Annotated in this window: 14 protein-coding genes; 7 read left to right on the top strand and 7 right to left on the bottom strand. The window is 69.1% G+C overall.

The genetic code is table 11. From position 1 onward, the window contains the following. The first annotated feature begins 99 nt into the window (after positions 1-99). Positions 100-1800, top strand: coding sequence for an alkaline phosphatase family protein (locus tag BM252_RS27730; RefSeq protein WP_093390911.1), 1701 nt, complete (start codon positions 100-102; stop codon positions 1798-1800). A 5-nt stretch (positions 1801-1805) separates the two neighbouring features. Here the strand turns inward: BM252_RS27730 and BM252_RS27725 are convergent, their stop codons facing one another. Together BM252_RS27725 and BM252_RS27720 are read right to left on the bottom strand one after the other, a co-directional pair. Beyond that, positions 1806-2285, bottom strand: a complete 480-nt coding sequence (locus tag BM252_RS27725) for a hypothetical protein (RefSeq protein ID WP_139236783.1) — start codon at positions 2283-2285, stop codon at positions 1806-1808. Further along, a complete protein-coding gene (locus BM252_RS27720; RefSeq protein ID WP_093390908.1) occupies positions 2282-2752 on the bottom strand; it encodes a hypothetical protein in 471 nt (156 codons plus the stop codon). Before BM252_RS27720 ends, BM252_RS27725 begins: the two co-directional genes overlap by 4 nt. A gap of 256 nt (positions 2753-3008) precedes the next feature. On the opposite strand from BM252_RS27720, the gene BM252_RS27715 reads away from it, so the two are divergent. Both BM252_RS27715 and BM252_RS27710 read left to right on the top strand, forming a co-directional pair. Next, positions 3009-4418: an L-cystine transporter gene (locus BM252_RS27715; RefSeq protein ID WP_093390907.1), complete on the top strand. Its 1410-nt coding sequence runs from the start codon at positions 3009-3011 to the stop codon at positions 4416-4418. 125 nt (positions 4419-4543) lie between these two features. Continuing rightward, complete coding sequence (locus BM252_RS27710) at positions 4544-4804, top strand: hypothetical protein (RefSeq protein WP_093390906.1); 261 nt, start codon at positions 4544-4546, stop codon at positions 4802-4804. A gap of 90 nt (positions 4805-4894) precedes the next feature. On the opposite strand, the gene BM252_RS27705 is transcribed toward BM252_RS27710, so the two are convergent. The 4 genes from BM252_RS27705 to BM252_RS27690 all read right to left on the bottom strand — a co-directional run bounded on the left by BM252_RS27705 (position 4895) and on the right by BM252_RS27690 (position 11878). Further along, positions 4895-6310: an OmpP1/FadL family transporter gene (locus tag BM252_RS27705; RefSeq protein ID WP_093390904.1), complete on the bottom strand. Its 1416-nt coding sequence runs from the start codon at positions 6308-6310 to the stop codon at positions 4895-4897. Positions 6311-6732: 422 nt separating this feature from the next. After that, positions 6733-9957, bottom strand: a complete 3225-nt coding sequence (locus BM252_RS27700) for an efflux RND transporter permease subunit (protein WP_093390903.1) — start codon at positions 9955-9957, stop codon at positions 6733-6735. Positions 9958-9960: 3 nt separating this feature from the next. Beyond that, positions 9961-11154, bottom strand: a complete 1194-nt coding sequence (locus tag BM252_RS27695; protein WP_093390901.1) for an efflux RND transporter periplasmic adaptor subunit — start codon at positions 11152-11154, stop codon at positions 9961-9963. Positions 11155-11455: 301 nt separating this feature from the next. After that, entirely contained in the window at positions 11456-11878 is a 423-nt protein-coding gene (locus BM252_RS27690) for a divergent PAP2 family protein (protein WP_093390900.1), read from the bottom strand. 177 nt (positions 11879-12055) lie between these two features. On the opposite strand from BM252_RS27690, the gene BM252_RS27685 reads away from it, so the two are divergent. The 3 genes from BM252_RS27685 (at position 12056) to BM252_RS27675 (ending at position 14553) form a co-directional block, all read left to right on the top strand. Then, entirely contained in the window at positions 12056-13120 is a 1065-nt protein-coding gene (locus BM252_RS27685; protein ID WP_093390898.1) for a DUF475 domain-containing protein, read from the top strand. Between the two features lie 81 nt (positions 13121-13201). Then, on the top strand, positions 13202-13573 hold the full coding sequence (locus BM252_RS27680) for a hypothetical protein (protein WP_093390897.1): 372 nt from the start codon (positions 13202-13204) through the stop codon (positions 13571-13573). A gap of 20 nt (positions 13574-13593) precedes the next feature. After that, positions 13594-14553 (top strand): hypothetical protein, encoded by a 960-nt coding sequence (locus BM252_RS27675; RefSeq protein WP_245774486.1) that lies wholly within the window; start codon positions 13594-13596, stop codon positions 14551-14553. A 221-nt stretch (positions 14554-14774) separates the two neighbouring features. On the opposite strand, the gene BM252_RS27670 is transcribed toward BM252_RS27675, so the two are convergent. After that, the gene (locus BM252_RS27670; protein WP_093390896.1) at positions 14775-17132 is read right to left on the bottom strand and encodes a coiled-coil domain-containing protein; all 2358 of its coding nucleotides are present in this window, start codon (positions 17130-17132) and stop codon (positions 14775-14777) included. Between the two features lie 315 nt (positions 17133-17447). Between BM252_RS27670 and BM252_RS27665 the strand changes: the two genes are divergently transcribed. Then, positions 17448-17667, top strand: a 220-nt coding sequence (locus tag BM252_RS27665; RefSeq protein WP_174900706.1) for a transposase domain-containing protein, incomplete at its 3' end; no start/stop codon positions are given.

The raw sequence follows: 17667 nt of genomic DNA, 5'->3' as shown, positions 1-17667 counted from the left end.
CTTGAGGGGGCGGCATGGGCGGCGGACGCCTGTCACGCGGCCGTCACGATCTTGCGCTACACTGGGGGCCGCCCAAATTCCCCCCAGACAAAATCGCATATGACCCGGAAACTCCCCGCCCCACAACACCTGCTGAGCGCCCTGGTGCTGGCCTCCTGCATGGGCGGCGCCAACGCCGCCACCGCCGACAGCAAGCCGGCCGCCGCCAAGCCGGCCGCCAGCGCCGCCGCGCAACCGAAACTGATCCTGGTGCTGGTGGTCGACGGCCTGCCGCAGGAACAGGTGCAGCGCTACCGCGACCAGTTCGGCCAGGGCGGCCTGCGCCGCCTGCTCGACCAGGGCGCCTGGTTCAGCAACGCCCACCAGGCGCACGGCATCACCGTCACCGCCATCGGCCACGCCGCCGTGCTGTCCGGCGCCTACCCCTACCAGCACGGGGTGATCGGCAACAACTGGATCGACCCCGTCAGCCACGAGCAGGTCTACTGCACCGAGGACAGCGCCCACCGCTACATCGGCGAGGAGACCAAGGCGCACGACGGCACCTCGCCGGCCAAGCTGCGCGTCGACACGCTGGGCGACCAGCTGCGCTACGCCAGCGGCAACCGCGCCAAGGTGGTGGCCGTGTCCGGCAAGGACCGCGGCGCGATCCTGCTCGGCGGCAAGAGCGGCACCGCCTACATGTACATGGACAAGACCGGCAACTTCGCCAGCAGCAGCTACTACATGCAGTCGCACCCGGAATGGGTGCAGCGCTACCAGGCCGGTAAGCCGCAGGACCGCTACTATGGCAAGACCTGGCGTCCGCTGCTGGCCGACGCCGCCTACGCCGGCGACGCCAGCGAGGATCTGGTGCAGGCCAAGCCCGGCGTGGCCACCCGCTTCCCCTTCTCCTACTACAGCGACAACGGCCAGCTCGACGCCGACTACTACAACCGCCTGAAGGGCAGCCCCTTCCTCGACGAGCTGACGCTGGACTTCGCCCGCGCCGCCGTGGCCGGCGAAAACCTGGGCAACAACCCGGCCGGCGTGCCCGACCTGCTCGGCGTCAGCCTGTCGGCGCACGACTACGTCAACCACGCCTTCGGCCCGGAAAGCAAGATGTCGCACGACCACTTGCAACGGCTGGACCGCATGCTGGCCAGCTTCTTCGGCTACCTCGAGCAGCGCGTCGGCATGGACAACGTGGTCGTCGTGCTGACCGCCGACCACGGCTTCCCCAACACGCCGGAGTTCGCGCAGGGCCAGCACATCGACGCGCAACGGGTCGACGGCGACAAGATGGTGGCGGCGCTGAACGCCCAGCTGGAGGCCAAGTTCAAGGCCGGCAAGCTGGTCACCAGCTGGTCGCTGCCGAATCTGCACCTGGACTATGCCGCCGTGGAAAAGGCCGGCCTGAAACGCGACGAGGTGGAGAACGCCGCCGCCCGCTTCCTGCTCGACACCAAGGGCATCGCCCAGGTCTACACGCGCAGCCAGCTGGAGGCCAACGGCGCCGGCGAGACGCGCATGGGCACGCTGATGCGGCGCGCCTGGCACCGCCAGATTTCCGGCGACCTGATGGTGGTCACCAAGCCCTACTGGTATTTCGGCAAGGGCGGCAGCGGCACCTCGCACGGCTCGCCCTACGCCTACGACACCAACGTGCCGCTGATCATCATGGGCAAGCAGTGGATCAAGCCGGGCGCCTACAGCCAGTACGCCGAGGTGGTCGACATCGCGCCGACCCTGGCCCACCTGCTGCGCGTGCGGCCGCCGGCCGCCGCCGAGGGCCGCGTGCTGACCGAAACGCTGCGCTAGGCGGGCTACTCGACGCGCTGCACGCGCGGCCGGCGGTGGGCGCCGTCGATGTCGAGGTAGATCGCGCCCAGCAGGCCGCGCTGCAGCGTCGCGGCGGGGCTGTCGGCGTCGAGCACGTCGTCGCTGCCGTCGACCACGCGCCACAGCTGGCCGTTGGCCAGACGTATCGTCTGGTTGGCCACCCAGCCGTCGAAGCGGCCGGCGACGCGGGTCGTCAGCGAGGCCAGTCGCATCGCCTGCAGCGCCGGCGGCTCCTTGCCGAAGGCCTGCTCCAGCTGCGCGCGGCTGGGCGCCTGGGCCGGCGCGGCGAACGGCGCGCCGGCGTTGGCGCCGACCGCCGGCCCGCTGCCGGCCGGTGCGACGACAATCGCGTTATAGCAGGCCAGGCGCTGCGGGCCGTCCGGCAGCGCGCGGCAACGCAGCAGCGCGGCGTCGTCGGCCAAGGCCGCGCCGGACACCAGCAACAACATCAGCGCCGTCCTCATTTCAGCCTCGCCACGCGCGGCGCGTGGTTGGTGCCCTCGATCTCCAGATAGTGGCCCGAGCCGAGCAGGCCGCGCACCACCCTCACCTTCGGGTTGTGCAGGTCGAGCACGGCCTGGCTGTCGTCGCTGACCCGCCACACCTGGCCGTTGGCCAGGCGTATCGTGCCGCGCGGCCCCCAGCCGTCGAAGTCGCCCTCGATATGGCTGTCGAGCGACTTCACCTGCTCCTGCTCCGCCTTGGGCGCGCGGTTCTCCAGGCCGAAGCGCTCCTGCTGCTGCTGGACCGACAGCGCGCCCGTGGCGGGCGCCGTGGCGGCGGCGCGCGGCGCGCCCAGCTCGATGGCGTCGTAGCAGGCCAGGCGGCCGGCGCCGGCGTCGATGCTGCGGCAGCGCGACATAGCCGCGTCGTCGGCGGCGGTGGCGGCGGCGCTGCCGGCAAGTAGTAACAGGCCAAACAATGTTCTCATCGTGGTGCTTTCCTTTTCATCTGCGTCGGCGCGCCCGGCGGTCGCCGGGGGGGCGCAGCGATTATAGCGCCGGGCTCGACAAAAAGGGGGCGGCCGCCGGACGCCGATATAGCGGTGCCGGATATCCATATGCGGAAATATTCATCGCCGCGCCGTTGGCCGCCGCGCCACGGCGCGGTACAGTGGAGGCCGCCAACGTGCGCGCCGGTCCGATAGGCGATAAAATGCCCGACAATTCCAGAACCCAAGGCCGCCCATGGCAATCTATGTAATCCTCAACCTGCTGGCCGCGCTGGCCGTGCTCGCCTTCCTCTACCGCCAGCAGCGACGCCACGCCTCGTTCTCGGTACGCGTGTTCAGCGGCCTCGGCCTGGGCATCGTGCTCGGCGCCGGCCTGCAGGCGCTCTACGGCGCCGGCGCGCCGGTGCTGGCCAGCACCGGCGAGTACCTCGACATTGTCGGCAGCGGCTACGTCAAGCTGCTGCAGATGGTCATCATGCCGCTGATCATGGTGTCGATCATCTCCGCCGTGCTCAAGTTGAAGAACGCCCGCTCGCTGGGCAAGATCAGCGCGCTGACCATCGGCACCCTGATGCTGACCACGCTGGTGGCGGCCGGCATCGGCATCCTGATGGCCAAGCTGTTCGGCTTGACCGCCGTCGGCCTGACCGCCAGCGCCGCCGAGGTGGCGCGCGGCGCCTACCTGCAGGGCTCGGTGGCCACCGCCAAGGCCATCTCGCTGCCCGGCATGCTGCTCAGCTTCATCCCGGCCAACCCCTTCCTCGACATGACCGGCGGGCGCAAGACCTCGACCATCGCGGTGGTGGTGTTCTCGCTGTTCATCGGCATCGCCGCCACCGGCATCCACGCCAAGCAGCCAGCCGTGTTCGCCTCGTTCGAGCAGTTCGTCAAGGTCGCCCACGCCATTGTCATGCGCATCGTCACGCTGGTGCTGCGGCTCACCCCCTACGGCGTGTTCGCCCTGATGGCCCAGGTGGTGTCGAGCTCGAGCTATGCCGACATCCTCAAGCTGATCAGCTTCGTGCTGGCCTCCTACAGCGCGCTGGCGCTGATGTTCGGCGTGCACCTGGCGCTGGTCGCCGGCGCCGGCCTGAACCCGCTGCGCTACGTTAAAAAGATCCTGCCGGTGCTCACCTTCGCCTTCACCTCGCGCACCAGCGCCGGCTCGATCCCGCTCAGCGTGCAAACCCAGGTGCAGCGCCTCGGCACGCCCGAGGGCATCGCCAACTTCGCCGCCTCGTTCGGCTCGACCATCGGCCAGAACGGCTGCGCCGGCATCTACCCGGCCATGCTGGCGGTGATGATCGCGCCCACCGTCGGCGTCGACCCGTTCACGCTGGCCTTCATCGGCCCGTTGCTGGCGATCGTCACCATCGGTTCGGTCGGCGTGGCCGGGGTCGGCGGCGGCGCCACCTTCGCCGCCCTGATCGTGCTGTCGGCGCTGGACCTGCCGGTGGCGTTGGCCGGCCTGCTGATCTCGATCGAACCGCTGATCGACATGGGCCGCACCGCCCTCAACGTCAGCGGCTCGATCACCGCCGGCACGCTGACCAGCCGCCTGCTGGGCGAGACCGACATGGCCGTGTTCAACGCCGACGCCGAACTCAGCGTCGACAGCGAGGGCGACGCCAGCCGCGCCGCCTGAGCGGTGGCGCGGCACCGGGCGCGGGCATTTCCGCGCCACAAATTTTCCTTTTCGCCTAGCATGGGCACTCCTGGCCGCGCACCGTCCGGCGCGCCGCCCCCACTGCGAAGCGAAAGGAAAACACCATGAACACCATGACCTCCCTGCCCCGTCGTTCCACCCTCCTGCTCGGCGCTGCCCTGGTGGCCGCGCTGCTCGGCGCCTGCCGCGACCGGTCCACCGACGAGGTGCCGGCCAACACCACGCCCAACACCAACAACGCCACGCCGGCCACGCCGGTGCCGGCGCCGGAAGCGACACCGGCACCGGCGCCCGAGACAACGCCGGCACCGGCCACGCCGCCCGCCGAGGACAAGAGCGCCACGCCGCCGCCAAGCGGAAAGTAAGCCGGGGCAGGCGGGCGGAGCGTGGCGCGCCGCCGCCGGACGCAAAAAAGGGCCCGAAGGCCCTTGTGCGGATCGGATCGAACTAGCCGATCAGAACTTGTAGTTGTAGGCGACGCCCAGCAGTTGCAGGTGGGTCTGGTAGAGGCCACGGGTGGTCTCGCCGTTGCCGGTGCAGGTGGTGCCCAGCGGGCTGCAATTGTTGGTGTAGTTGGTGCGCGCGTCCTTGAAGTTCAGGTAGCTGTAGGCCAGGTCGATGGTGGAATTGTTGTTCAGCTTGTAGCTGGCGCCGAACGACAGTTGCACGCGGTCGCTGTCCGGCAGCGCTGGATGGCGCAGCTCGTCGCTGGCCACCGGCGCCTGGTCGTAGGCCACGCCGCTGCGCAGGGTCAGCGCCTCGTTGTACTTGTAGGTGCCGCCCAGCGAGACGCGCACGGTGTTCTTCCAGTTCTGGCGGATCACCTCATCACCCTCGCCGGTGCCGGGGAACTCGATGTGCAGCTCGCCCATGCGCGCGGTGCGGGTCCAGGTGACGTCGGCCATGCCGGCCCATTTCGCGTCGAACTGGTGGAAGGCGTTGACCGACAGGGTTTCCGGCGTGCGCAGTTGCACCAGCGCGGCCGAGTTGACCTTGCGCGAGGCCTTGGCCAGCACGGTGTTGGTGATCGCGTCGGAGGTGATGCCGCTGAAGTCCCAGGTGGTGTCGCCCTTCAGCTTGTGCACGATCGACGAACGGTAGGCGATGCCGAAGCGGGTCGCCTGGTCCAGCGTGAACATATAGCCCAGGTTGAAGCCGTAGCCCCAGTCCTTGCCGTTGTTCTCGGCGCGGCCGTCCTTGATCGGCTGGGCCAGCACGGCGGGGTTGCCGCCCAGCGCGGCGATCTGCTGCGCCAGATGCTTGCCGGTGGCCGAGCCGGCCAGCGCCATCACCGAGCCCTGCACGTCGACGGCCTGGCCCAGTTCGGCCTTCATGTGCTCGGCGGTGACGCCGAAGCCGAAGGCGTGGTGCTCGTTCAGTTTGAACGAGGCCGACGGGTTCAGCGCGATCGCCTCCAGCTTGATGTTGTTGAGCGCGTAGCGGCCGGTCCAGGTGCTGCCGTAGTTCAACTTGGCGCCGTAGGGCACGAACATGCCCATGCCCACGCTCCACTGCTCGTTCAGTTTCTTGCTCAGGTAGAACGACGGCGCCACCACCGACTCCGGCGCGTAGTCCTTGGTGCCGGTGCCGCCGGCCGGGGTCTTGGTGAAGCGGGTCGAGCCGGTGTCGTTGTAGGTCGAGTGCGGCACCACCACGGTCAGGCCGCCGTTGATCTGCATGCCGTCCAGACGCGACAGGCCGGCCGGGTTGTAGAAGATGGTCGAGGCGTCGTTGGCTTCGGCGGCGTTGGCGTCGGCCACGCCCTGCGCGGTGACGCTCTGCGAACCGAAGCGGTAACCGGAGGCCAACGCGCTGGCGGACATGGCGCTCAGCGCGGCGGCGACGAGCAGGGGCAGGTACTTTTGTTTCAATTTAGTCTCACTTTATAGGATTGGCTTATGTGTGCCAGGTGGTCTGGTTCCAGTGTCGCGACGCAGGCTGGCGGAAGCCATGAGCGGCGCTGGATGGCCAGCAGCTTACTACATTTATAAACTAAGATTGTAGAGGGCGGCCACTAAATATCATGCTAGTCGGAAATAGAAAATTCTGTGCAAAAACACCCCACCGGGCCGTGCGCGGGCCTGCCCCCCCCCTTGGCCGGCGCGCGGCGGCGCCGGGCTAGCGTCATGCAAGCCCGGCGCCGCCCCAATCCCCCCCCCTTGCCGCAAAGGGGTCTGACTCCCCGGCTTGCGCGTCGCCGGCTTGGGGTGAAAAAGAACAGGCCCGACTAGTACGCTAGGCGGGCCTGTTTGGGTCGACGGCGGCGCGCCGCGCCGTCGTCAGTCCGGCGCGTTCACTTGCTGCCGAACACGGCGCCGGGCGGCAGGTCCTTGCCGCCACGGCCGGTCAGCTTCAACACCACCCACTTGAGCAGGCGGTAGACCAGGCGCACCAGCAGCAGCGCCAGCACCGCCTCGCCCAAGGTGACGAAGAAGGCCGGCAGCACGTGCCAGCGCTCGCTGCGGCGCTGGAACTTGGCCAGCGCGCGGTCGCGCGCGATCTCGATGCTGTCGTAGAAGGTCGGCACCACCAGCAGGGTCAGGATGGTCGAGGTGATGGTGCCGCCGATGATGGCGATGGCCAGCGGACGGTAGAACTCGCCGCCCTCGCCCAGCCCCAGCGCGACCGGGAACATGCCGGCGATCAGCGCGAAGGTGGTCATCAGGATGGGACGCAGGCGCATGCGGCCGGCGTACATCAGCGCGTCCTCGCGACCGTAGCCCTCGGCCTCGCGCTTGCGCGCCGCGTCGAGCAGCAGGATGGCGTTCTTCGCCACCAGGCCCATCAGCATGATGATGCCGATGAAGCTCATCAGGTTCAAGGTGCTCTTGGTGAGCAGCAGCGCCAGCACCACGCCGATCAGCGACAACGGCAGCGACAACATCACCGCCACCGGCGCCGTGAATGAGCCGAACTGCATCACCAGGATCAGGTACATCAGGCCGATGCCCATCACCAGCGCCAGCGCCATCTCGGTAAACAGCTCGTTCTGGTTCTTGCCGTCGCCGCCCAGGTCGAGGCCGTAGCCGGGCGGGAAGTCGATCGCCTTGGCCAGCTTCATGGCGTCGCCGGTGACCTCGCCGGGCGAGCGGCCCTGGGCGTTGGCCGACACGGTGACCACCCGCTTGCCGTTCTTGTGCTCGATGGTCGACGGACCCTTGCCCATGGTGATGGTGGCGATCTGGTCGAGCGGCACCATCTGGTTGCTGCCGCTGACGGCGATCGGCAGGCGCTCGATGTTCTCGGCGCTGACCCGGTCGTCCGGGTGCAGCCGCACGGCGACATCGCGCGACTCGCCGGTCGGGTCGACCCAGTCGCCCACCTCGACGCCGGCGAAGGCCACCCGCAGCGCCTGCGCGGCGTCGTTGACGGAGATGCCCATCGAGTTGGCCAGGCCACGGTTGAGTTCGATCTGCAGCTCGTTCTTCGGGTCCTGCTGCGACAGGCCGACGTCGACCGCACCGGGCACCTGGCGCAGCTTGGCCATGTAGGCGTTGGTCAGCTCCATCAGCTTGCGCGAGTCGGGGCCGGTGAATTCGATCTGGATCTGCTTGCCCTGGTTGCCCAGGTCGTCGACCACCGAATACTCGGCGCCGACCAGGTGGCTGAGCTTCTCGCGCAGCTCGGCGCCGATCTCGAAGGCGGTGCGCTGGCGCGTGTTGCGCTTGCCGATGTCGAGGTAGACCCGGCCGCCGCCGGCGCTGATGTTCGAGTTGGTGTCCTTGGTCTCGGGGATGGCGCGGGCCAGCTCGGCGACGCGTTCCATCTTCAGGCGGGCGTACTCGACGCTGCTCGACGGCGGCGTGCGCACGTCGACGGCGATGGTGCTGCGGTCGGCCGCCGGCAGGAAGCTGGTGCCGCCCCACTTGGCCTGCACCGCCAGCGCGGCGACGAAGCTGGCCAGCGCGATCACGCCCATCCAGCGGCGGTGGTGCAGCGCCCAGGCGATGACCCGGCCGTAGCGGTCGGACTGGCGGTCGAACCAGGCGTTGAAGCGGTCCAGCTTGCTACCCAGCCAGCCCTTCTTGGCCGTGTGGTGGTCGGCCGGGTCGCCCCAGTAGGCCGACAACATCGGGTCGAGCGTAAACGAGATGCCCAGGCTGACCAGCACCGAGCAGGTCACCGTCAGCGCGAACGGGCGGAACCATTCGCCCGAGATGCCCGGCATGAAGGCCACCGGGATGAACACGGCGATGATCGAGAAGGTCGTCGCGGCCACGGCCAGGCCGATCTCGGCGGTGCCGTTGAGCGCCGCCGTGCGGCGGTCCGAGCCCATCTGCATGTGCCGCACGATGTTCTCGCGCACCACGATGGCGTCGTCGATCAGCACGCCGATCGCCAGCGACAGGCCGAGCAGGGTCATGAAGTTCAAGGTGAAGCCGCACAGCCAGACGGCGATGAAGGCGGCGATCACCGAGGTCGGCAGGCTGAGCGCGGTGATCAGGGTCGAGCGCCAGGAATTGAGGAAGGCGTACACCACGAAGATGGTCAGCACGGCGCCGAACACCAGCGACTCGATGACGTTGTTGAGGCTCTGCTGCGACTCGTCGCCGCCGTCGCGGGTGACCTGCAGGATGGTGCCGGGCGGCAGCGTGGCGTTGATCTCCTTGACCAGCTCGCGCATCTTGGCGGCGACGCTGACGGTGCTGGCGTCGCGCGAGCGGCTCACCGAAATGCCGACGTTGGGCTTGCCGCTGCGGATGCTCACGCTGTTGACCTCGGCGAAGCCGTCGGCGATGCTGGCCACCTGGGCCAGGCGGACGATCTCCTCGCCGCGCCGCTTGACCACCACCTGTTCGAACTCGGCCGGCGACTCGATGCGGCCGACCAGGCGGATGCCCTTCTCGTCCATCGCGCCGCGCACCTTGCCGACCGGCGCGTTGGTGTTCTGGTTGCGCAGCGCGGTGACCACCTCGCTCACCGAGACGTTGTACTCGCGCAGCTTCTCGGCGCGCAGCAGCACCGACAGCTCGCGCTTGAGCGCGCCGCTGACGTTGACCGTGGCCACGCCGTCGATGGCGCGGAAGCGGTCGGCCAGGCTGTCCTCGGCCAGCCGCGAGATGGCGGCGTGGCTCTGCGCGGTCGACGACAGGGCCAGTTGCATCACCGGCTGGGCCGCCGGGTCGATGCGCTGCAAAATCGGCTCGCGCATCTCGGTGGGCAGCTTGTAGCGCACCGAGGCGATGGCGTTGCGGATCTCGTCGGAGGCCTCGATCAAATTCTTCTTGAAGGCGAACTCGATGAAGATCTCGGCCGAGCCCTCGTTGGCGGTGCTGTCGAGCCGGGTCACGCCGGAGATCGCCTGCAGCGGTTTTTCCAGCCGGTTGACCACCTCGCGCTCGACCGTGTCGGGCGAGGCGCCCGGATACGGCACGTTGACGATGATGAAGGGCACCTCGATGTCGGGGTTCTGGTTGACCCGCAGCTTCTTCAGCGCCAGCAGACCCAGGCACATCATCGCCACGATCAGCACGATCGTCGCGATGGGCCGCTTGATACTAAAATCGGATAAGAACATGGCTCAGTTTCCTTTCGGTGCGGCGTTGGCGGCGGCCGGCGCGGCCGGCGCCGAGGCCGAGGCCACCACCTTGCGCGCGCTCATCTCGATGGTCTGGCCGTCCTTCATGCTGGCGCTGGGCACCCGCAGCACGCTGTCGCCGGCGGCCAGGCCGCTGCGCACCTCCCACTGGCCGCTGCGGGCGTCGCGCGCGCCGATGACCAGCACGGCCTTCTTCAGCTTCTTGCCGTCGACGCGCCAGGTGTAGGACTGGTCGCCGCTCTGCACCAGGGCCGAGTCGGGGATCATCAGCGCGTCGGTGCTCTCGGCCTCGATGCGGCCCTCGGCGTACAGGCCGGCCACCTTGGGCAGGCCCTGCTCGGCGAAGGCGACCAGCACCTCGACCTGGCGGGTGACGGCGTTGGCCGACGGGTCGACCCGCTTGACCTTGCCCATGAAGTCCTGGCCCGGGTAGCCGTTGATGCGGAAGCGCACCGGCTGGCCGACCTTGACCAGGCCGATCTTGTCGGCCGACACCAGGCCCTCGAAGCGCATGCTGGCCGGGTCGATCACCTTGATCAACTCCTTGCCGATCTGCGCCGTGTCGCCGTTGGACACCTTGCGCTCGCTGACGATGCCGTCGAACGGCGCGCGCACGCCGGTGCGGCTGAGTTGCTGGCGCGCCTGCACGGCGCGCGACTTGGCCGCCACCACCTCGCTTTGCGCGGTGTTGCGGCGCAGCTCGGCGTCCTCCAGCGCCTGGGTCGAGGCCATGCCGGAGGCGCGCAGCGTCTTCTGCCGCGCCAGCATGCGCTCGGCCTGCTCCATGGTCTGCTGGGCGGCGCGGGTGGCCTCCTCGGCCGAGTTGAGGGCGTCGCGGATCGAGGTCTCGTCCAGGCGCACCAACAGGTCGCCCTTCTTGACGGCCTCGCCGTTCTCCTTCATCACCTGCAGCACCACGGCGCCAACCTCGGCGCGCAAATCGGCCTTGCGCTCGGGTTGCACCGAGCCGGTGATCACCGGGCCGGAGGCCAGCGCGTTGCTCTGCACCGTCAGCAGGTCCTCGGCGGCGATCGCCAGGGTCACCGGGGCGGCGTCCTTGCCGTCCTTGCCGGCCACGGCGCTGGCCGAGGCGGCGGCGTGCTCCGGCTCCTTGGACTTGCCGCAGGCGACCAGGGCTGAGGCGACGGCGAGGGCTAGCAGGGTTTTGCGCAACATAAAAATCTCCGAGAGGTATGGGACGGCGGTGCCATTGGAATTTTAATAATTTGGTAAGTCTACAGGCGCCAGAGTATCCCCGAGCGCGCCCGCAGCGTCAATCCGCCTTCGACGGAACGCCGCTTTGCGGGCCTGAGTTGCGGTATCGGCGGACAGAATGCAATTCTACGGAACGGCGCGGCGGGGCGGCGCGGCCGGCGGGCTGGGCGCGGCGGCGCAGGCGGGGGCGGCGATGTTGCAAAAATGCAACATCAGGCCGCAGCGGATGGGGCGGGAGGGTGCGGGACGGTGCGGGGCGGTCTCAGCCGCGCGCGAACAGGGCGAACACCAGGTGGCCGATGGCGACGCCGGTGGCCAGGCCGCCGCAGATCTCGACCACGGTGTGGCCCATGCGCTCGCGCAGCCAGTGGTAGCCGGCCCCGTCCTTGGCCAGGCGGTTGATCGCCGCCGCCTGCTTGCCGACGTGCTGGCGCAGGCTGTTGGCGTCGATGACGACGATGAAGCAGAGCGTGACGGCGACGCCGAAGGCCGGATGGGAGATGCCCTCGCGCAGGGCGATCAGGGTGGCCATGCTGGAGACCACCGCGCTGTGGTTGCTGGGAAAGCCGCCGTTGCCGACCAGATTAAAGGCCCACTGGCGCGCCTTGGCGCTGTTGATGAGGAATTTGATCGGTCCGACGGTGATCCAGGTGATCAGCGGGGTGAGCAGGTAGGCGAGGTCCATCGGTCTGTCCTTGTGTCCGGGTTGCGGTGTGGGCGGCCGCCGGCTGGGCGGCGGCGAAATATCGAGGCGCAATTATCGCAGAAGGCCTCCTTGCAGCCCAAGCAAGTACTATAAAATTGGCGCGATGACAAAAATGAGCCTTTCTAGCGCTTAACCATCTACTTTTAGGGATCGCACATGCAGCATTTCAGAATTTCCTTCGCCGTCACAGCGATACTCATGGGGCTGGCCGGCTGGTGGGGCTACAGCCACGGCGGCACGACCGGCCTGCTCCAGGCCCTGTGGATCACCGCCGTGCTCGGCGTGATGGAGGTCTCGCTGTCCTTCGACAACGCGGTCGTCAACGCCTCCGTGCTGCGCCACTGGAACGCCTTCTGGCAAAAGCTCTTCCTCACCGTCGGCATCCTGGTGGCGGTGTTCGGCATGCGCCTGCTGTTCCCGCTGCTGATCGTCTCGGTCGCCACCGGCCTCGGCCTGGTCGAGGTGTGGACCATGGCCACCACCACGCCGGACATCTACTCGGCCCACCTGACCAACGCCCACGCCGAGGTGGCGGCCTTCGGCGGCGCCTTCCTGCTGCTGGTCTTCCTCAGCTTCCTGTTCCACGAGGGCAAGCAGCTGCACTGGCTGGGCTGGATCGAGCGCAAGGTCAACCAGCACGGCACCGACAGCCTGGCCGTGTTGCTGGCCGTGGTGGCCGTGTTCGGCTGCGTGGCGCTGGTGCCGGAGGCGAAGAAATACAACGTGCTGGCGGCCGGCGTGCTCGGCGTCGCCGTCTACCTGGCGGTCGGCTGGATCGGCGAACTGCTCGAGGAGGACGAGCCGGAGCAGGCCGCCGAGACGGCCGGCGGCGCCGGCCCCAACCCGGGCAACGTCATCGCCAGCGTGGCGCGCGGCAGCATCGGCGGCTTCCTCTACCTGGAGGTGCTCGACGCCTCGTTCAGCTTCGACGGCGTGATCGGCGCCTTCGCCATCACCAGCGACGTGGTCATCATCATGCTCGGCCTGGCCATCGGCGCCATGTTCGTGCGTTCGCTGACGGTCTACCTGGTGCACAAGGGCACGCTCGACGAGTTCGTCTACCTCGAGCACGGCGCCCACTACGCCATCGGCATCCTGGCGCTGATCATGCTGGCCAGCGTCAAATACCACGTGCCCGAATGGTTCACCGGCCTGTCCGGCGTGGCCTTCATCGCCGTCTCGCTGTGGTCGTCGGTGCGCCACCGCCGCCTGCACGGCTGAGATTCGTAGCAAGCCGGCCCATCCAGGGCCGTATCCAATGCTATATTGGCGCATTGGCCACGGCCCCCAACCACCTATCCCATGACTATTCCAAAACGCCTCGTCGTATCCCTGCTGGCCCTACTGGCCGCCGCCCTGCTGCTGTTCTGCGCCTACGCCTGGCTCACCCTGCACATGTCCTATTCCGAGGGCGAGCGGGCCGGCTACCTGCAAAAATTCTCCAAACGCGGCTGGATCTGCAAGACCTGGGAGGGCGAGATCCTGCTCTCCTCGATGCCCGGCGCCATCCCCGAGAAGTTCGAGTTCAGCGTGCGCGACGACGAGGTGGCGCGCCAGCTGACGGCCGCCACCGGCAAGCGCGTGCTGCTCAGCTACGAGCAGCACAAGGGCGTGCCCGGCTCCTGCTTCGGCGAGACCGAGTACTTCATCAGCCGCGTACAAATTTCACAATAACAAGATTGGATGCACCTGCAATGCGTTTCACCATCAGCAACAACGCCGCCCTGCCCGTCGGCGCCGCCCTGCTCGCCCTGTCGGGTGCGCTGCAGGCCCAGGACGTCTCGGTGCAGGCCGGCCAGCTGCGCGTCAGCGACACCGGCGACAAGAGCTTCGCCGTCGCCGTCGCCTACGCCCACCCGGTGGGCGACTACCTGGCGCTGAGCCTGACCTATTTGAACGAGGGCCACCCGCCCAACCACCACCGCGACGGCGCCGCCGGCCAGGTTTGGCTGCGCTCGAAGATCAACCAGGACGGCCTGTCGTTCGGCGTCGGCGCCGGCCAGGACTACTACTTCGACACGGCGCGCACCGCCACCGGCTACAGCAACGACCACGGCTGGGCGCCGATCTACAGCCTGCAGGCCACCTACCACCACCAGAACCGCTGGTACACCCAGGTGCAGGTCAACCGCGTGGTGCCGCGCGAGAAGGAGGCCACCACCCAGTTGCTGGTCGGCTTCGGCTACCGCTTCGACGGGGTGCGCGGCAACAAGCTGCACCTCGAGGAGGCCTCGACCGACGACACGGTGACCCTGCTGAGCGGGCGCGCCATCGTCAACAGCCTGAACTCGGAGCAGTCGCGCGCCTACAGCGTGGAGTACCGCCGCGCCGTCGGCAAGTACATCGACTGGACCGTCACCGGCCTCAAAGAGGGCACCACGGCGCGCACCCGGCGCGCCGGCGTGGCCACCCAGGCCTGGCTGATCCGCTCGCTCAACGACAAGATCGAGCTGGGCATGGGCCTCGGGCCGTACGGCGTGATCGACCTGCACGACGTGCCGGGCCGCCAGTCGCACCTGGCCGGCCTGCTGTCGGTGGCCACGCGCTACCACTTCAACAAGCGCGTCGTCGGCCAGCTGCTGATGCAGCGCGTGATCACCGACTACCACCGCGACGCCGACGTGCTGCTGCTGGGGCTGGGCACCACCTTCTAGCTCCCGTGTTGCCGGCCCCGACGCCGGCGATGGAAACGACAAAGCCGGCTTCGCGCCGGCTTTGTCGTTTTGGGGGAGGTGTCAAGGCGCCGGGGATGCTGGCAAACCCCTGCGGCGAAGAGCCGGGGTCAGACCCGCTGGGTCTGCCCCCAGGTTGTGCCGTGGGGTTTTGCCGGCACCGCCGGCAAGCGATGGAAAGGCACGGAGGAACCCGGCCGGACTCAGGCGCGGGCGCGCCAGACGGCGCCGGCCGATTCGGCCACCTGGGTCAGCCGGCCGATCACCTCGCGGGTGATGCTTTCCGACTGCTCGCGCTCGGCCTTGGCGCGGGCCGCCGCGCGCAGCGCGATCTGGGCACCCTGCTCGGCCTGGGTGCAGCCGCTGTCCTCGGCCTCGACCTTGGCCTGCAACGCGGCCAGCGCCTTTTGCGCGGCCTGCAGGCGGCGCGTCTCCAGCGCCAGCAGCTTGTGCTTGGCCGCCGTCATGGCGGCGGTGGTGTCGGCCACCTTGCGCTGCATGGCGGCGTGCGCCTGGGCCGTCTCCAGCAGGGCCTTTTGTTCGTTCGTCTTGTCGGCGGCGGCCTGCAGCGCGGCCTGTTCGGCGACGGCGCGCTGCGCCATCGCGTTGGCCTGCTCCTGCTCGGCGGCGGCGCGGGCGGCGGCGGCGGCGGCGATCTGCTGCTCGGCCTCCAGGCGGCCGGCGATGGCCTTGGCGGCGCGCTGCTCGGAAGCGGTGGCGGCGCGTTGCTGCGCCAGCTTCTGGTCGATCTGTGCCAGCGTGGCGCGCTCGGCCTCGACGAAGTCGCGCTCGGCCTGCAGCAGCGCGGCGGCGGCGGCGGCCTTGTCCTGCTCGACGCGGCTGCGCTCGGCCTGCACCTCGCCCAGCTCGACGGCCAGGCGGGCCTGCGCCGCCAGCGCCTGCGCGGCGGCGGCCTTCTGTTCGCCCTCCAGCGCCAGCTGGTCGGCCATCATGCGGGTGGCGGCGGCCTCCTGCTCGCTGGCGGCGCGCAGCTTGTCCTCGGCCTCGCGCTGCAGGCGCAGCGCGGCGATCTGCTGCTGCTCGGCGACGACGCGGGCGGCGGCGGCGGCGGCGGCGGTCTGCTCGGCGGCCAGCTTCTCCTTCAGCGCGGCCAGGGCCTGCTGCTCGGCGGCGGTGCGGGCGCGCTCGGCCTCCAGCGCGGCGGCGGCCTGGGCGGCCTTGTGTTCGGCCAGCGCGTTGGCCTCGCGCTGGGCCTGGGTCTGCTCGGCCAGCACGGCCACGGCGCGCTGCTCGGCCTCGTTCTGGCTGGCGGCCAGCGCGGCCGCTTCACGCGCCAGCGCGGCGCGCTCCTCGGCCAGGTGGGCGGCGCGCTGCTGCTCGGCGCTGTCGGCGTGGGCCGCCTCGGCGGCGGCGTAGTCGGCGGCCTGGCGCAGCTTGAGCTGGTCGAGCGCGTCCGATTCGGCTTCGACCTTGGCGTGGGTGGCCAGTTCGGCGTCCTGCTCGGCCTCGACGCGGGCCAGCGCCACGGCGCGCAGTTGGCGGTCGACCTCGATGCGCGCCTCGGTGGCGGCGAGGATGCGGGCGTCGGCGTCGCGCCGCGCCTGGGCGGCGGCGGCGGCCACCTTCTCCATGCGCTCGCGCTGCACCGCCGTGTCGCGGATTTCCTTTTCGGTTTGCAGGCGCAGGTGCAGCGACTGCGCCGCGCTGCGCTCGGACTCGGCCTGGGCCAGGGCGATCTGCTCGCGCTCCTGCTCCAGGTGGGCCAGCGCGCGCGCCTCCTCCAGCGCGCGCACCTCGGCGGCGGCGCGGTTGAAGGCCGACTCGAGGGCGACCTGGTCGGCCCGCTCGCGCTGCATGGTCAGCTCCAGCGCCTCGCCCTCGGCCTGCTCGAGCATCTGCGCGGTCTGCCGCGCGGCGTAGGCGTGGCGTTCGCGTTCGCGCGCCATGGTGGCGACGCGGGCGTCGGCCGTGGCGATGCCGACCATCTCGTCCTTGGCCGCCTGCACGGCGGCGACCCGCTCGACCGCCTGCAGGCGGGCTTGTTCGGTATGCACCTGCAATTCCTCGGCGGCGCGGGCGGCGCGCTCGGCCAGTTCGGATTCGACGGCGATCTGCTCGCTGGCGCGCTTGCGGCTTTCCTCTTCCTGGCGGGAGCGCTGTTCGGCGGCCAGGCGGATCTGGGTGTCGGTCTCGGTGCGGGCGCGCAGCTCGGCGGTCTCCTGCTTGACCGCCTCCAGCCGGGCCATGCTGGCCTGGGCGGCGGCGCGCAGCGATTCGAGGCGGTCGCGGTTGGCGACGATGGCGTCCTCCGAGGCCTGGGCGCTCTCCAGCGCGACGGCGGCGGCGGCGGCGTCGAGCGCGGCGCGGTCCTCGGCCAAGGCGCGGGCGCGGCTCTCGGCGTGGGCGCGGCTCTCGGCGGCGCAGGCCGCCTTGGCCTCGGCCTCGACGCGGGCGATGCCCTCCTGGATCGCCTTCATCTCCATCGCGGCACGGCCCGGCAGCGGCGCCGGCTGCTCCAGCAGCGGCTGCTCCGGCGCGTGATCGGCCGAAAATGCGACTGTGAGGGTGGCGCCTTCGCGCTGGGCCAGTTGTGCTTGCATGGAAATTCTCGCTTATGGATACGTCCCGGCACGCACCGGGACTTCTGAATACCCATTATCAAACAGTGAACCGGTGTTCGGAGCCGCAAGGAGAGAGGGAAAAGGCCGCCATTTCGGCCGATGGCCGGCGGCGCGTAACCCCTTAACCCCGGGGTCAGTGCCGACATTCGGACACAAGCTCAACCATAAGCCGCGCCAGCGAAGCCTTTTGTTGCTGAGTCCGTGTCCGAATGTCGGCACTGACCCTAATGCCGTTGACTTAAGCAATCGATAGCGGTTGTAAACGCGTTTTCGTTGTGTTAACTTCTCGGCATGATGCTATCCGATGCCATACTGTTCGCCAATGAAGTGCCTGATCCGTTCGACTGGAACCGATTCGGCGAGCATTTACCTTACGAAATGATTGAAGCCGCACTGGCCGAACATGGCAAGGCCAGCATTCGCCGCCGCCGTCTGCCGGCCCAGCAAGTTGTTTGGCTGGTTATTGCGCTGGCGCTGTATCGACATCGCTCCATCGCTGAGGTGCTGGGGGAGC

This window comes from Rugamonas rubra, from assembly GCF_900114705.1.
In the GTDB taxonomy this organism is placed as follows: Bacteria; Pseudomonadota; Gammaproteobacteria; order Burkholderiales; family Burkholderiaceae_D; genus Rugamonas; species Rugamonas rubra.
Note: the sequence above shows the minus strand (reverse complement) of the source record. Positions and strands in the feature narration are given on the sequence as shown.

Coding starts and splice junctions, on each gene's coding strand:
- BM252_RS27730 (WP_093390911.1), top strand. CDS start 100: ATGACCCGGAAACTCCCCGCCCCACAACACCTGCTGAGCGCCCTGGTG.
- BM252_RS27725 (WP_139236783.1), bottom strand. CDS start 2,285: ATGAGGACGGCGCTGATGTTGTTGCTGGTGTCCGGCGCGGCCTTGGCC.
- BM252_RS27720 (WP_093390908.1), bottom strand. CDS start 2,752: ATGAGAACATTGTTTGGCCTGTTACTACTTGCCGGCAGCGCCGCCGCC.
- BM252_RS27715 (WP_093390907.1), top strand. CDS start 3,009: ATGGCAATCTATGTAATCCTCAACCTGCTGGCCGCGCTGGCCGTGCTC.
- BM252_RS27710 (WP_093390906.1), top strand. CDS start 4,544: ATGAACACCATGACCTCCCTGCCCCGTCGTTCCACCCTCCTGCTCGGC.
- BM252_RS27700 (WP_093390903.1), bottom strand. CDS start 9,957: ATGTTCTTATCCGATTTTAGTATCAAGCGGCCCATCGCGACGATCGTG.
- BM252_RS27695 (WP_093390901.1), bottom strand. CDS start 11,154: ATGTTGCGCAAAACCCTGCTAGCCCTCGCCGTCGCCTCAGCCCTGGTC.
- BM252_RS27690 (WP_093390900.1), bottom strand. CDS start 11,878: ATGGACCTCGCCTACCTGCTCACCCCGCTGATCACCTGGATCACCGTC.
- BM252_RS27685 (WP_093390898.1), top strand. CDS start 12,056: ATGCAGCATTTCAGAATTTCCTTCGCCGTCACAGCGATACTCATGGGG.
- BM252_RS27680 (WP_093390897.1), top strand. CDS start 13,202: ATGACTATTCCAAAACGCCTCGTCGTATCCCTGCTGGCCCTACTGGCC.
- BM252_RS27675 (WP_245774486.1), top strand. CDS start 13,594: ATGCGTTTCACCATCAGCAACAACGCCGCCCTGCCCGTCGGCGCCGCC.
- BM252_RS27670 (WP_093390896.1), bottom strand. CDS start 17,132: ATGCAAGCACAACTGGCCCAGCGCGAAGGCGCCACCCTCACAGTCGCA.